12 protein-coding genes are annotated in these 13,610 nt (G+C 50.3%); 6 read left to right on the top strand and 6 right to left on the bottom strand.

Going from position 1 to position 13,610, the window contains the following annotated elements; all coding sequences use genetic code 11:
• Positions 1-325 precede the first annotated feature (325 nt).
• Positions 326-2,428 (top strand): TonB-dependent siderophore receptor, encoded by a 2,103-nt coding sequence (locus GTPT_RS12060; protein WP_422396454.1) that lies wholly within the window; start codon positions 326-328, stop codon positions 2,426-2,428.
• 231 nt (positions 2,429-2,659) lie between these two features.
• Here GTPT_RS12060 and GTPT_RS12055 read toward each other — a convergent pair whose 3' ends face one another.
• On the bottom strand, positions 2,660-3,553 hold the full coding sequence (locus GTPT_RS12055; protein ID WP_029991779.1) for a dihydrodipicolinate synthase family protein: 894 nt from the start codon (positions 3,551-3,553) through the stop codon (positions 2,660-2,662).
• Between the two features lie 348 nt (positions 3,554-3,901).
• Here GTPT_RS12055 and proP point away from each other — a divergent pair, with 348 nt between their 5' ends.
• The 3 genes from proP (at position 3,902) to GTPT_RS12040 (ending at position 7,187) form a co-directional block, all read left to right on the top strand.
• Positions 3,902-5,410 (top strand): glycine betaine/L-proline transporter ProP, encoded by a 1,509-nt coding sequence (proP, locus tag GTPT_RS12050; protein ID WP_025901824.1) that lies wholly within the window; start codon positions 3,902-3,904, stop codon positions 5,408-5,410.
• 362 nt (positions 5,411-5,772) lie between these two features.
• A complete protein-coding gene (locus tag GTPT_RS12045; protein ID WP_025901825.1) occupies positions 5,773-6,531 on the top strand; it encodes an alpha/beta fold hydrolase in 759 nt (252 codons plus the stop codon).
• Positions 6,532-6,680: 149 nt separating this feature from the next.
• Positions 6,681-7,187: a GNAT family N-acetyltransferase gene (locus GTPT_RS12040; protein ID WP_025901826.1), complete on the top strand. Its 507-nt coding sequence runs from the start codon at positions 6,681-6,683 to the stop codon at positions 7,185-7,187.
• A gap of 274 nt (positions 7,188-7,461) precedes the next feature.
• Here the strand turns inward: GTPT_RS12040 and GTPT_RS12035 are convergent, their stop codons facing one another.
• Positions 7,462-9,105 carry a dihydroxyacetone kinase subunit DhaK gene (locus tag GTPT_RS12035; RefSeq protein ID WP_029991778.1) on the bottom strand — a complete coding sequence of 548 codons (1,644 nt, stop codon included), beginning with the start codon at positions 9,103-9,105 and terminating at the stop codon, positions 7,462-7,464.
• Positions 9,106-9,440: 335 nt separating this feature from the next.
• Here GTPT_RS12035 and GTPT_RS12025 point away from each other — a divergent pair, with 335 nt between their 5' ends.
• Positions 9,441-10,157 carry an aspartate/glutamate racemase family protein gene (locus GTPT_RS12025; RefSeq protein WP_029991776.1) on the top strand — a complete coding sequence of 239 codons (717 nt, stop codon included), beginning with the start codon at positions 9,441-9,443 and terminating at the stop codon, positions 10,155-10,157.
• A 180-nt stretch (positions 10,158-10,337) separates the two neighbouring features.
• On the opposite strand, the gene GTPT_RS12020 is transcribed toward GTPT_RS12025, so the two are convergent.
• Positions 10,338-10,523 carry a hypothetical protein gene (locus GTPT_RS12020; protein ID WP_025901830.1) on the bottom strand — a complete coding sequence of 62 codons (186 nt, stop codon included), beginning with the start codon at positions 10,521-10,523 and terminating at the stop codon, positions 10,338-10,340.
• 386 nt (positions 10,524-10,909) lie between these two features.
• Between GTPT_RS12020 and GTPT_RS12015 the strand changes: the two genes are divergently transcribed.
• Complete coding sequence (locus GTPT_RS12015) at positions 10,910-11,104, top strand: hypothetical protein (protein WP_025901831.1); 195 nt, start codon at positions 10,910-10,912, stop codon at positions 11,102-11,104.
• Positions 11,105-11,605: 501 nt separating this feature from the next.
• Here GTPT_RS12015 and GTPT_RS12010 read toward each other — a convergent pair.
• From GTPT_RS12010 to GTPT_RS12000, 3 genes are all read right to left on the bottom strand, one after another.
• Complete coding sequence (locus tag GTPT_RS12010; RefSeq protein WP_025901832.1) at positions 11,606-11,854, bottom strand: CsbD family protein; 249 nt, start codon at positions 11,852-11,854, stop codon at positions 11,606-11,608.
• A gap of 121 nt (positions 11,855-11,975) precedes the next feature.
• Entirely contained in the window at positions 11,976-12,998 is a 1,023-nt protein-coding gene (locus GTPT_RS12005) for a Ppx/GppA phosphatase family protein (RefSeq protein ID WP_029991775.1), read from the bottom strand.
• Between the two features lie 171 nt (positions 12,999-13,169).
• Complete coding sequence (locus tag GTPT_RS12000; protein ID WP_051170998.1) at positions 13,170-13,550, bottom strand: DUF4186 domain-containing protein; 381 nt, start codon at positions 13,548-13,550, stop codon at positions 13,170-13,172.
• Positions 13,551-13,610: the final 60 nt, after the last annotated feature.

Raw genomic sequence — 13,610 nt, 5'->3', positions numbered from 1 at the left:
AGCCACCCCGGAGACGTTCTTAATGTCCGCAGAACCAAAATCCCATTGAAAATAAATGTTTTTCTCAATCATTCCGGTTTGCTGAACGGTGTTTTTATGTAGTGAATAACAAAAAATATCCGTTTACTACTACACCGCCTTGTGGTGGAATGATTCTCAATTACATTAAGGGATGCTGCTGATCGCCTTTCACCTACCGGAAAGATGCCCGGATAGTTGTGCCCAAAAAGCCTGATGCGTTTCCTGAAAGCTCTCAACAAAAAAGCGTAGATAATAGTCCGGGAAAAAAGTAACAATGAATCAAAACAGAAAGTCTAAATACTGTATGCCTCCCCTGTGCAAAATAGGGCTTGCAGTGTGTAGTGGTTTATTAATTTCGTCAGCTGAAAGCTACGCCGCTGAAAATACCAATGTGTTAACCGTAACGGCTTCTGATAAAAAAGCGCAGACGGGTGACAGCTATTCCAGCCCGACCACGTCGGTCGCCAGTAAAACACCGACCTCTAAACTGGATGAGGCGCAGTCCATCAGTGATGTAACCAATAAGCAACTGGAAGACTATCAGTCGACGACTTTATCGGATGCTATGCGTTTTGTCAGTGGTACGTCACAAGCGAATACCTTAGGCCAGACTGAAGATGGTATTGTTCGCCGTGGGTTTGGCTCAAACTCCGACGGTTCAGTCTTCCGTGATGGTATCCGAAGCAGTCAGGGGCTTAATCTTGATGCCACAACGGATCACGTCGAAGTATTAAAAGGTTCGTCTTCTCTGCTGTACGGAATTTTAAATCCGGGCGGGATGATCAATGTGGTCAGTAAAAAACCACAATATGAATGGCATACCATTGTTGGCGGTCATTATAATAGCACCGGCGGCGGTGCAGGAAATATTGATATCACGGGTCCCTTAGGAGATGGTTTTGCTTTCCGTTTGATTGCCGAAAAGCAGGACCAGAATTACTGGCGCGGATTCGGTAATGACAAACATAACCTGATAGCACCTTCCCTGCAGTGGTACGGCGATAAAGCCAGTTTTAATATCAGCTATGAAGATTATCAGTACGATATTCCCTATGATCGGGGAACAGCGTTTATTAATGGTAGTCCTATCGATATCGGCTATAAAACACGTCTGGACGATTACTCGAATCATGCATGGGGACGTAACCAGACATTCAGCTCTCACTGGGATTATCAGTTCAATGATATCTGGTCGACCCGGGTGACTGTCGGCCTTAACCAGCGTAAGTATAATAGCAATACGATGACTGCGACGGCGGTGAATACCACGACCGGTGTTGTCACCCGACGTCCGGATGCTTTCCGCGGGTTTAACCACAAAACAAAATATGTCTCCTGGGACGCCATCGGCACGCCTGAAATTCTGGGTATGACGCATAATATGGTATTCGGGACTGATTATGAGATGAATCAGACTTATCGTGCCCATGCGTATAACGGTACAAAGAATAACGATTTCACGCTGAGTCACCCGGTCTATGGTCTGGAAACCATCACTGACAGCTCCACCGAAAAAACGGCGGACAGTAATTTACTGAACCGGTTACACAGCCGTTCGGTTTATTTCAAAGACAGTATCGACCTGACAAACGACTGGACGGCGGTAGCCGGAGCCCGTTATCAGCATTACGAGCAGCGTGAATCCCGTGGAGCGCAGTCCACGCTGACCTATAGCGACACAGGGAATAAGTTTCTGCCGCAAACCGGGCTTATTTATAAGCTGACTCCGGATGTTTCGTTTTACGGCAGTCTGAGCAAATCATTTACACCGTCAACGACGCCTGATGATTATGGCAATGTCGCGGCACCGGAGCAGGGAACCACTTATGAGGTTGGCAGCAAGTGGCAGATAACGCCTGCATTGTTGTCGACGATTGCGTTGTACCGTATCGATGAGCGTAATGTTGCTCTGGCCCTGAATGGCAGTACCTATGCTGTGGATAGAGCACGTTCCAGCGGGGTCGAGTTCGAAGTGAATGGTGAAATTTATCCGGACTGGGATATCAGTGCCAATTACAGCTATGACCAGGCTGAAATTGTTAATGATAAGACGAACTCAGATAACAATGGCAACCGCCTGCAGAATGCCCCGCGCAATTCAGGGTCACTTTATTTAAGTCATAATATCCGGTTTAACGCTCTGCCTGGCAGCTTCCGTATCGGTGGTGGTGTCCGGTATATGGGTACCCGTGCCGGTGATGCGGATAATAGTTTTACCCTGCCAGCCTATACCGTGGCCGACAGCTTTATCGGCTGGGATAACCAGTTCATGGGTCAGAAAACCCATTTACAGCTGAATCTGAATAATCTGTTTAATAAAGAATATTACACTTCAAGCGGAGGCAACCTGCGGGTCATCGAAGGTGAAACCCGTAACGTAGTTCTCAGCGCAAGCGTTGAATTCTGATACTGAAATCTGCTGGCCACTGATACCCGTGAGTGGCCTTATTTGACTTACGATACCGCAGGGATCCGTGTCTCTGCGGTATTTAATCGATACCGGCCGGTATCCTGGGTATTCTGCTGCCGTGGTCGCCTGTTAATTATAGCTCCTCCCTTTTCCGGTTATCCGGTGTCATTTCTTTGTATCTGTAGAAAATCACGGCCGTGAGAACCGGGCAGAGAGCATGCTGTTTTCTTATTCCAGGCCCGCCTCACGGATCACTGCTGCTACCCTGGCGACGTCATCCCGGCTCAAGGCTTTCAGAGGACGAGGCAAACATTCCGGCGACACCAGCCCGAGAAGGGCGGCTGCGGCAGCCATTACCCGGATCCCTCCGCCATGCTGAGTAAAAAGCGCCCATAAAGGCGTTAAGCGCTCACTTAAAACGGCGACCTGCTGTTGATCATGACGAGCTGCTGCTTCGGCAATGGCCATTGCGGTGCGGGGAAACAGCCCTCCGCAGACAGAAAACCAGACGTCACAGCCCGCATTCAGTCCGTCAGCCGCAAAGACATCAGCACTCACCCCGAGAGCAACGCGCTCTGGTACACGGGTACGCATGCTCCGGACCCGGTCGGCAATCGTCCCGGCATCAGTCGGTGCCCCTGGCATTTTTATGGCGCTGATCTGCGGCAACGCAGCAACCCGGCTGAGCAGGGATCCTGAGAAACTGAAATGTGTACAGCGGGGATTATCATAAACACAGATCGGCACGGAAACATGGGCAGAGACGTCTTCATACAGGCTGTAAACTTCGTCATCGGTGAGCGGCTGGTAAGACATTACCGGCAGCAGTAAAGCATCTGCACCGGCTGACTGAGCATCCTCCGCCAGGCGCAGGACTTCGGCAGTACTCACCGCACCAATACTGGTCATCACCGGAATATCGCCGGCATGTGCTTTAGCGATAGCAGTGACGCGTTTACGTTGCTCCCGGGACAGATAAGCATAGCTGCCTGTAGAGCCCAGCACACCCAGTGAGTTTACCTTCGCGGCAGCCAGTCGCTGAAGCAGTCGGATAAACGCTCCCTCATCAATATCATCATTTAAGAGAGGCGTCAGGGGAAACGCGCTAAGACCTTTAAACATTATTTAACCTGACCCGGAAGGTGCAGAGGAACGGGGATCCAATATAAATAGCGTTAACACTTAATTCAACGCCCCTCTCCGGCCGGTTTATGCAAGTCAGAGGAGAGAATAGCGGAGCATATCCGGACGCTGGCCGCTACGTCAGTGTATTTGTGACGAAATTATAACCAGGTGGTGTGGCGTTTCCGCAACCTCCTGCCTGCCAGTCCCCCCTTAACCCTGGCCGTGGCCGTTACGTATTTGATCCTATTGTTAAGAATAACTCCCCATACGTTGGAATGATCACAAGATTAGCCTATGCTTTATACGCAAGTGATTACTAGGGTATTTGTGTTTTAAGGAAAAAGAATGCTTAAAATAAAACGTAAAAAGGTAAAGCCCATGCGGCTGAAGGACGTCACGATTATCGATGACGCCCGCTTGAAAAAGGCAATTACTGCCGCCGCATTGGGTAATGCAATGGAGTGGTTCGACTTCGGGGTTTATGGATATGTTGCAACGGTATTAGGTAAAATCTTTTTCCCTGATGCCTCACCGGGTATCCAAATTATCGCCGCATTAGGGACGTTTTCTGTACCCTTTATTATCCGTCCGTTAGGGGGGATGTTCTTTGGTGTTCTGGGAGACAAATACGGGCGTCAAAAAATTCTGTCCATAACCATTATTCTGATGACCCTGAGTACCTTCAGTATCGGGTTGATCCCCTCCTTTGCCTCCATTGGTGTCTGGGCACCTGTCCTGCTGTTAATTGCCAAAATGGTGCAGGGTTTCTCTGTCGGAGGCGAATATACCGGGGCTTCCATCTTCGTGGCGGAATACTCCCCCGACAGGAAGCGTGGCTTTATGGGGAGCTGGCTTGATTTTGGTTCTCTGGTTGGCTTCGTCTGTGGCGCGGGGATTGTGGTATTACTTTCCACAATGCTCGGCCATGAAAGCTTCAACGAATGGGGCTGGCGTATTCCGTTCTTCCTGGCTCTGCCGTTAGGGTTTGTTGGCCTGTATCTGCGTAATGCGCTGGAAGAAACTCCTGCCTTCCAGAAACACGTTGAATCGCTGGAAGAGGGCTCTAAACAGGGCCTCAGTGAAGGTCCTTCTGTTCCTTTCAAAGAAGTGGCCCGTAAACACTGGCGTAACCTGATTTCCTGTATCGGTATCGTGATCACCACTAATGTCGCTTATTACATGCTGCTGACGTATGTGCCAAGCTACCTGACACATGATCTGCACTATTCTGAAGATCGGGGCGTATTAATTATCGTCGTTATCATGCTGGCAATGCTGTTTGTTCAGCCAGTGATGGGCTTGCTGAGTGATAAGTTCGGACGTCGTCCGTTTATCATTATCGGCAGCATCGCGATGGTTCTTTTCTCTATCCCGTCGTTTATGTTAATCACGCATCACAGTTTAGCGGCGCTATTTTTCGGCCTGCTGATCCAGGCAATTATTCTTAACTGTCTGATTGGTGTAATGGCATCAACGCTGCCGGCATTGTTCCCGACCGAAGTGCGTTACAGTGCGTTAGCCAGCACCTATAACATCTCTATTCTGGTCGCCGGTATTACCCCGACACTGACCGCATGGATGGTTGAGGCGACGGGTAATCTCTACATGCCTGCCTATTATCTGATGATTGTTGGTATCATCGGGGTAGTCACCGGTATCAGCATGCGGGAAACCGCGAACAAACCCCTTTACGGAGGAACCCCTGCAGCGTCTTCTATTGAGGAAGCCAAAGAGTTACTGCAGGAGCACCATGATAATATCGAACAGCGTATTGAAGATATTGACGAACAAATTGAGACATTACAGAGTAAACGTCGCAATTTAGTCGATCAGCATCCGGATATTAACGGCTAACTCTGAACCGCCGCTATCCTGTCGGATAGCGGTATTTTTTCTGCATCGCGCAGAGTCGGTATTTCTTCTCCTGCCGTATTCCTGATAGCGGGTGACCATGCAACAGCACACGCTGTCCGCCTCATTCACGTCATCCGTCCTTCGCTTTTCCCTGTCTGATCATATTCACCATCTGCTCTGTAAATATGTGTTATTTTCACGTAGCCTGGTACCCGCACAAGTGGTTTCTCCGGTAATAATACCGTGCCGGCAGAGTTCAGCGCCCAGGTATCGCGAAGGCGGGGCTGGCGTCCATGATTTCATGGCACTCGCTCCGGTTATCGTGCTGGTCGCAGGAATATTTCTGACAGGATAAGATCGTTATGAACGCCTTTTTTTCGCCAACAGCACAATGTATTGTTCGCTGGCAGGATCTCCCGGGAACGGGTATCCCGCTGGTGTTTGTTCATGGTTTGGGGTGCGCATCCTCATATGAATATCCCCGGGTGGTCTGCGACCCTCAGTTCGGAAGACGGCGGGCGATCCTGATCGATTTACCAGGTTGCGGTTACAGTGAGAAACCGGAAGCTTACAGTTATGCCCTCACAGACCAGGCGAAGGTTGTGGCTGAAGTGGTGGAGCATCTGCAGCTTGAAAAATGCTATCTGTACGGACACAGCATGGGCGGAAGTATCAGTATTGAAGCTGCCGGAATGCTGAACCCGCGTTTACAGGGACTGATCGTTTCAGAGCCTAATTTCCATCCCGGCGGCGGATTTTTTAGCCGTAAAATTTGCAGTTACAATGAATACGCGTTCATCAACGGCGTCTGTCAGCAGATGGTAAAGGACGAACCAGGTCCCTGGGCCGGTAGTCTGGCGGTGGATGCCCCCGAGGCTGTCTGGCGGGGAGCCGCAGATATGATAAAGGGCAAAGAGTGGCTGGCGGATTTTATCGGATTGCCAGTGCGTAAGCAGCTAATTTTTGGTGAAAACTCGTTACCTGATGATGATTTCAGCTTACTTTGTGAGGCAGGAGTTTCTGCTGTCGTTTTGCCGGAGTGCGGTCATTGTATGTCATGGGAAGCTCCCGCAGCATTGGCCCGGGCGCTCTCTGCGTTTTGCTGCGGGGAACGGGAGTGAGAATGCTCTCTTATCTGTAATCTATTGATTTATCATAGGGGATAAGTGCATCTGTCAGCGGCTACCTGCCTGCATGTACAGTCGCAGGGTTTTGAACCTCAGGCAGCGGTATATACTTTCCCCGAAGGGTATTACACACAGGAGAGGTCATGAAGGTCACCCAATGTACTGCCAGCGAATGGAGGATGCTGGTGGATATTTTTATCGAAATGGAAACCTATTACCATGGCCCGGTACCGGTCACTCCGGAGGAGATGTCGGATTATCTGCAGCAGAAAGTCTTTCATCCGCAGTCCGGAACACGGGTGTTTAAAGCAGAGCAGGAGGGTGTGGTGGCCGGATTCGCCTGTGCCGCTATCCAGTTCCCGGCACCTCGTTACAGCGGGCAGATGTTTATTAAAGAGCTGTTTGTCTCTGAAAAATTCCGGGGGCAGGGGACGGGAACGCTGCTGATGAAAACGCTGGCGGCGGCAGCTCTGGATGCCGGTTGCCTGCGGCTGGACTGGCTTTCGGATAAACATGATGCGGCAGTACAGCTATTTTATCATGGCGTGGGCGGAGAGGTGATTGAATCAGTGAATTACTTCAGATTATCGGGGGAGCGTTTACGGTCACTGGCGAATAAGGAGCCTTCCGGTAACTCAGAATTTCCCTGATCTTCCCGATGTTGCTCCCTTTGACTGCGGGGGCTACCTGCGTTCACTGAAGAGATGTTGCAGTCAACGGTTTTTTTATGCCTGCCTACTCACCATGGTGACTGTGGCCATCTGCATCTGACCGGGAGTACGACACGGGTTCAAAACAGTATGCAGCAGGCCTCGCATTATCATCTTTTATGATGGCGCTGCCGGCTTCCATAAGGGCTTCACCGGCGTAAGTTTCCGGAAAAAGCCCTTATCACGGCAGGTAAGCAGGACGGTCATACCCGCCTTACTTTGCGGGGATCGCGGCAAATACCTCACTCACTGCTTTGGCTCCCGGATCAATATGTCCCTTCAGGCTTCCGGCACTCAGGTAAGAAGAACGGCCTGCACCCGCTTTTTGCATTTTTGACGTAGATTCAGCGCCTTTCTTCGCGGCCTTAACTACGTTAACCCAGCTTTTTTTACCGGCCAGTGCTTCCAGGGCAGGTTGCAGGGCATCGATCATTGTGCGATCACCGGGACCGGCACCACCGTATTTTTTCATTTGTTCAAGACCGGTCAGTAAACTTTTACCGATATCTTTGTCTTTTTCATAACCCTCTGCGGCAGCGCTGAACAGTAATGACAGCAACACCCCGCCGGAGCCTCCCATCGGCGTCGTAATACTTTCCCCCAGCCAGCGCAGCAGTGCCGGGGTATCATCCAGCGGAAGTTTGCCGGCTTTCAGGGCTTTCCGGACAAACCGTGCTCCGGTGGCCAGTGTGGACCCGGTATCACCATCACCCACATGGCTGTCCAGACTGTTGAGCTCATCTTCATTATCTGTCAGCGCCTTGCAGGCCGCATTGAGGATGGCAGCCACCCGGGCATTATCTGACGGAGTAACGTCGGTATTGTCAGGTAAAGATTTGGCCTTTTGCCAGGCCATTTTTGACGGGGTATAGAGCGGAACCCAGCCACTGACTTCCACCGGAGCCTGCAGGGCTTCAGTCAGCTTCGCTGTGAGCGGAAGAACGGTCAGTGAGATCCCTTTCATATCCAAAGCGCTTACCAGGGTGGCGGGGCCTTGCAGAAAGCGCACATGTTTCCCCAGCGGGGAGTCAAGTACCGCCTGACTGACCAGCGCCAGTTCCAGGACGGAAAATCCGCCCAGATTGTTAATCATCAACAGAATATCAGAGGTTTTGTTCAGGTGCTCTGTTAAAGCGTCACACAACCGGGTGACAATTTCCCGACTGTTCTGAGTCTCCAGGGTAATAATACCGTGCTCGCCATGGATCCCCATACCGAGCTCGCTCTTCCCGGCCGGAACACGCTCACTATCCTCAGCACCCGGCTGATGGCAGGAGGAAAGCGCGACACCGATAGTGGCGACTTTTTTCAGTGCTGCCCGCGTGATACGTGCGACTTCTTTCAGTGAAGCCCCCTGGCTTGCGGCATAGCCTGCAATTTTGTGGGCCAGGATCGTTCCTGACAGCCCGCGAGGCTGAGGATTATCCGGCAGGGCGATATCATCTTCCACCATTACTATCCCGACATCATAGCCGAGCGCCCGGGCTTTTTCGGCGGCGAGTCCGAAATTTAAACGGTCTCCGGTATAATTTTTGACGATCAGCAGGCAGCCTGCATCGCCGGTAACATTGATGATTGCGCTAAGGACCGCATCGACGCCCGGAGATGCAAAAATATCGCCACAGATAGCCCCGGTCAGCATTCCTTTACCGACAAAGCCGGCATGCATCGGCTCATGACCGGACCCGCCACCGGAGAGGATAGCGACCTGAGACTTGTCCCAGTCTTTACGCACCACAACCCGTAATTCCTGATCTGTTTTCAGCCGGGCCAGATTTCCGTACGGCGAAGTACGGATAATTCCTTCAAGGGCATCGTCTATAAGGGTCTCTTTCTTGTCATAGAAAAAATGACTCATCACTATCACTCCTGATAACTGCATTAAGTCGTGTGTAGAGTGTGGGTCAGAACGGGGTTTCCGGCGGGAATTTGAGTTCTTTATGTGATGCAGATCACTTTCCAGTCAGCGAACGGTGTGGGTGGCCCTCCCCGGGGGATGGGCGGTATCGGTTCTGCAGAGGACAGCAAAGGATCCGCGAACGAGGGATTTTCTTTATGCCTGCGATATCAATACCGCTCAGTTCACATCAGTTTTTCTGCCAGAAATGATACACTGAATTTTCTGCAGATGTCCGGGGGAGGTGGCTGTAACCCTCCTGCCGGCCCTGTTTATATTGACCAGAGAGGATAATAGTGACCGTTTCTATAGGTGTGCTTGCCGGGATGGGGCCACGTTCCACCGCTCCGTTTATCGATATGCTGATTTCCGCCTGCCAGTCTCAGTACGGGGCCTGCAACGATGAAGATTTTCCACTGATGCATATTATCTCATTACCTACACCTTTCCGGCCAGGGCATCCCATTGACGAGGCTGCGATGACTCATGCTCTGTGTCAGGGGATCGAGTCTCTGGTCAGTGCACAGACAGATTTTATAGTGGTGCCATGTAATCTGGCACACTGCTATTTCGCAGAAATGAGCCGTGCTGCCGGAACGACCCCTTTACTGCATATTGCGGAAAGTGCAGTACAGCAGCTTCCGGCAACGGTGAAGAACGTTGCGATATTGGCGACGGAACCCGTTATGGCAGCGGGGTTCTGGCAGGATAAAATACGGGCTGCCGGCAAAGAGGTCACCGATTCAGCGCAATTAAGAACGTCAGTGACAACGCTTATCCGGCGGATTAAAGAATACGGTTTTTCAGACCCGGTGGTCAGGGAGTGCTGGCAGACCGTGTTATCACAGCCCGAATTCTGTCAGGCCGACGCCGTTCTGGTTGCCTGCACAGATATCAGCCCGTTGATACCACGACACACCGGCCGGCAAATATTTATTGATACGGCGGAGAACCTCGCGGGATCTGCAATTCGCCACTATACTCAATTAAGATCATTGCAGGGTGACGATTGACGTCACCGTTCTGGTCAGGAAAGGCAGGCCGCAGGTGCGGCCCGCAACGGCTTCCGCAAGTGCAACAAATACGACGCCGTCATCCGTTTTCTCTGAAAAGATATTCCTCACGGTACTGAAGAACCCGTCACGTTACGCCGTTACAGACTCAGCCACGGCTACGTCAGGGGACCGATGTCGTTATCTGAATTTATCGCGGGCCATTGGCTCACGAATATGTTCATCGGGGATTTCTGCAGTGTCTGATACCGTCGGTTGCCGGTAACCTGCATGTACCGGAGCTTCCAAAGAATGAAACTGCAGAGATTTTGCAAAAGGCGCAACAGAAATAAATAAAAGCAGTAAGGCAAAGGATTTTTTCTTCATGCATTGCTCTCCGTGAAAGTGTCCACAGCATCCTAAATGACCGACAGTAAATTACTGTCATTGAGATTTAAATTACTGGCAGTCGCTGTAACAGCGGGAGAGCGCCATGTTTCTGGTGCTCATAGCTATCGGGATTACCGGAGGGTTAAGCGCTGACCAGAGATGTCCTGGTGCCCGGACGCGTCAGAGAATAGCGGTGGATCCGGCTTAATCGGCAGATTTTACCGGAGAATGACGTTTTTATGATCCGGGTCATGGGGGTTATCCCTTCGATAGGGCATGTTATGGTCGCAGAATCTTTCTGTTGCCACTTTGGAAAAAACACACTGCAAACTGGTTGTAACATTGGTAAAGGATAATTTACCTGTAATCAAAAAGGAGTCTTTATGCTGGCAAAAATGTTTTTACACGGGCGTTATTGTTATGTGGCTGTCACGGAAATGACAGAAATTGAAAACGGTCACCTTAACAGCGATAACAAATCGTTTATGGTCAAACTGGCCAACGGCATGCAGGAAAAAGTTGAAATGAATCCTGCCGGAGTCGCAAACCTGGCCAATGGTTGTATCCACCTCGGCTAATACTTATCATCCTGAGTGCTGTCAGTGCTTCTGACAGGCTCTGTCAAACGGACCTTTCCTTCCTCTGTCATCCTTTCCGTAAATTTCACGACGTGCTGACCTTTTTCCGGGCAAAAAAAAGCCCGCGGTCAGCGGGCAAAGATAACTGGAAGCAATGTGAGCAATGTCGTATCGAATACCTGATTAAATCAGTCAACTATTCGATAGGAATAAAGATAGTGGTAATCATTCTCAATTGCAAGCCCGTTCATTCAATTCATTGAATTTTTTTTCGATGTGTGAATAAGCATGATAAAAATCATTTAATTTCATTGAGTTACATTGAATTTTACGGGCGGTTTAGGTTGTTGCTCACGGGCGGGGAAAAGGGTATCAATAGCGGCGGACAATGGGTGAAGAACGCCATACTGCGAAAATAAAAACCCCGCAACCAAAGTCACGGGGTAAGGGAGTGATACCTGATCCGAAAGAGCCTTGCGGATCAGGGACTCATTCAAAAAATTATTTACGGCCCAGCAGGTAACCGAAGACGACGCCTACCGCCGCTGCAATAGCAACACCGGCATAAGGCTTATCAGATACCTGAGTTTTAATTGTATCTGCAGCATCGCGAACAGCATAGCTTGCTTGAGAGGCATATTTACGTGCCGCACCTTTGGCAGAATGTTCCGGTGAATCAGTCACATCACCAAAAGCTTCCTGTGCTGAGCCTGCCAGTTCTTCAGCTTTATCCTGTACTTTACCCATCATGCAAACTCTCCTTTTTTTCACTGTTATGTAAAATCAATTTAAGTATAGCAGGGGTTTTGTCACTGACTATGGAACCAGAATTTTCTGATGAATTGATGTTTATTTATACAGCCCGGAACCCTTAGCGTACCAGTAATCCCTGAACAAGACTGGCTTTTACCAGTGTGACTTCAGGAATATTCAGGGCGCGCATATAGCCTTCCACCAGCAGGAGGTTACTGACATCGGTGGCCCGATAATCACCATGCAATTCATCATCACGCTTCATTACCTGTAGACCCGCCAGGGTGGATAATTGTGTCAGCGTATAGCTGTCAGGCTTGTTCCCGAATTGCTGACGTATGGAATAATCATGCACTCCGCCAATGCCTATAATTTTACGATGCGGGATCAGTCGCTTCAGTGAGGCATCTACGTCGTTGCTGGCATAGAATTCAACAAACTTCAGGGCGTTACCGGCATCATTACCAATAGGGTTGGGCGAACTGTCAGGACGCAGTGGCTGGTGTTTTAGCAGGCTGACGATATAATTTTTCAGTGTGACTGACGCCAGTTTTCCCTGGTAAATAACGGGGTGAGGGTGCCCGTGCTGCTCATCCCAGGTGGTCATCTGCATGGATCCTCCGCCGATATCCCAGACAAGAATATCGTCTTTCTGTACACCGGATTGATTCAATGCTGCCCTGGCCGATGCAAAACCGAGCAGGGCTTCCTGCTGCTGGCTGATAATACGAATATGCGCCGATGATTGCTGATTAAATAACTGAATAATTTGCTGTCCGTTTTCTGCATTGCGGAAAACAGCGGTAGCGACGCCTTCAATACTGACCGGATGGAAACGGCTGGCCTGTTTTATTTCCTGCTTCAGGGCACTCAGTCCCTGACGGATGATGCTATCCGGTAAGCGATTATCTGCCGCATGCATCAGCGCATCATTATAAGACACCGGGAGCTGCTGCTGATAAAGCATCTTGCGAATTTGATGCTGGCAGGTATCGACCTCGGCCACCGCAATTTTCGTACTGCCGGAGCCGATATCAATCGCTGCACGATTTTGCAGACATGGGGAGGCTGAAACTGAAACGCAAAAGACGACCGGGACAACACTCAGTAGTAAGGTTGCCCATTTTGGCAGCGTCTGCATGGCTTAACTCCTTGTTATCTGTAGACGGATAGAAAATTACTACAAAATATGTCACAGCAACAGAAGAACCTTCGCCTGTCAGCGACTATTATAATCCAACCGAAAAGTGCGGGCGTGACCTTATCACCACAAGCTCCCGCGGGGCATCGGGTCGCCGAAAATGTTTCCCCGTCAGTCCCGATGGATTTCCTGTTGTAACCAGCTAAACAGAACATCACAGATGTATTGCTGCAGGTGCTCATCCAGGGGCTGATGTTGCGCTATGTTGTGCCATTTTTGCAGGCATCCCCGGCAACAGGTCGCGGTCGCATGTTGTGCAATAAATACCGGATGTCCGCGCATCGGTGTCTGCTTGCCGTCATTCACCGGTTCAGCGGCGGAAAGCCGGTCGCGGACAAAATCCGCAGCGTGACTCATCACGGTGACGGCACCTTTTTCCAGACAATACTGCCTTTCTTTCTCGCCGAGATGAAAGCGACTGCGGAATCGTGAGGCGGCCAGGCGCCGGAACAGTTGTGGGCGGGCAGGTAACGGCCCGGTCTGAATGCTCATGAGATAGTCATAACCCGTCATGAATTTTATAACATTGTAACGCACTGCGACTTTTTCTGT

It is taken from the genome of Tatumella ptyseos ATCC 33301, assembly GCF_000735525.1.
GTDB classification, from domain to species: Bacteria; Pseudomonadota; Gammaproteobacteria; order Enterobacterales; family Enterobacteriaceae; genus Tatumella; species Tatumella ptyseos.
Note: the sequence above shows the minus strand (reverse complement) of the source record. Positions and strands in the feature narration are given on the sequence as shown.

Coding starts and splice junctions, on each gene's coding strand:
- GTPT_RS12060 (WP_422396454.1), top strand. CDS start 326: ATGCCTCCCCTGTGCAAAATAGGGCTTGCAGTGTGTAGTGGTTTATTA.
- GTPT_RS12055 (WP_029991779.1), bottom strand. CDS start 3,553: ATGTTTAAAGGTCTTAGCGCGTTTCCCCTGACGCCTCTCTTAAATGAT.
- proP (WP_025901824.1), top strand. CDS start 3,902: ATGCTTAAAATAAAACGTAAAAAGGTAAAGCCCATGCGGCTGAAGGAC.
- GTPT_RS12045 (WP_025901825.1), top strand. CDS start 5,773: ATGAACGCCTTTTTTTCGCCAACAGCACAATGTATTGTTCGCTGGCAG.
- GTPT_RS12040 (WP_025901826.1), top strand. CDS start 6,681: ATGAAGGTCACCCAATGTACTGCCAGCGAATGGAGGATGCTGGTGGAT.
- GTPT_RS12035 (WP_029991778.1), bottom strand. CDS start 9,105: ATGAGTCATTTTTTCTATGACAAGAAAGAGACCCTTATAGACGATGCC.
- GTPT_RS12020 (WP_025901830.1), bottom strand. CDS start 10,523: ATGAAGAAAAAATCCTTTGCCTTACTGCTTTTATTTATTTCTGTTGCG.
- GTPT_RS12015 (WP_025901831.1), top strand. CDS start 10,910: ATGCTGGCAAAAATGTTTTTACACGGGCGTTATTGTTATGTGGCTGTC.
- GTPT_RS12010 (WP_025901832.1), bottom strand. CDS start 11,854: ATGATGGGTAAAGTACAGGATAAAGCTGAAGAACTGGCAGGCTCAGCA.
- GTPT_RS12005 (WP_029991775.1), bottom strand. CDS start 12,998: ATGCAGACGCTGCCAAAATGGGCAACCTTACTACTGAGTGTTGTCCCG.
- GTPT_RS12000 (WP_051170998.1), bottom strand. CDS start 13,550: ATGAGCATTCAGACCGGGCCGTTACCTGCCCGCCCACAACTGTTCCGG.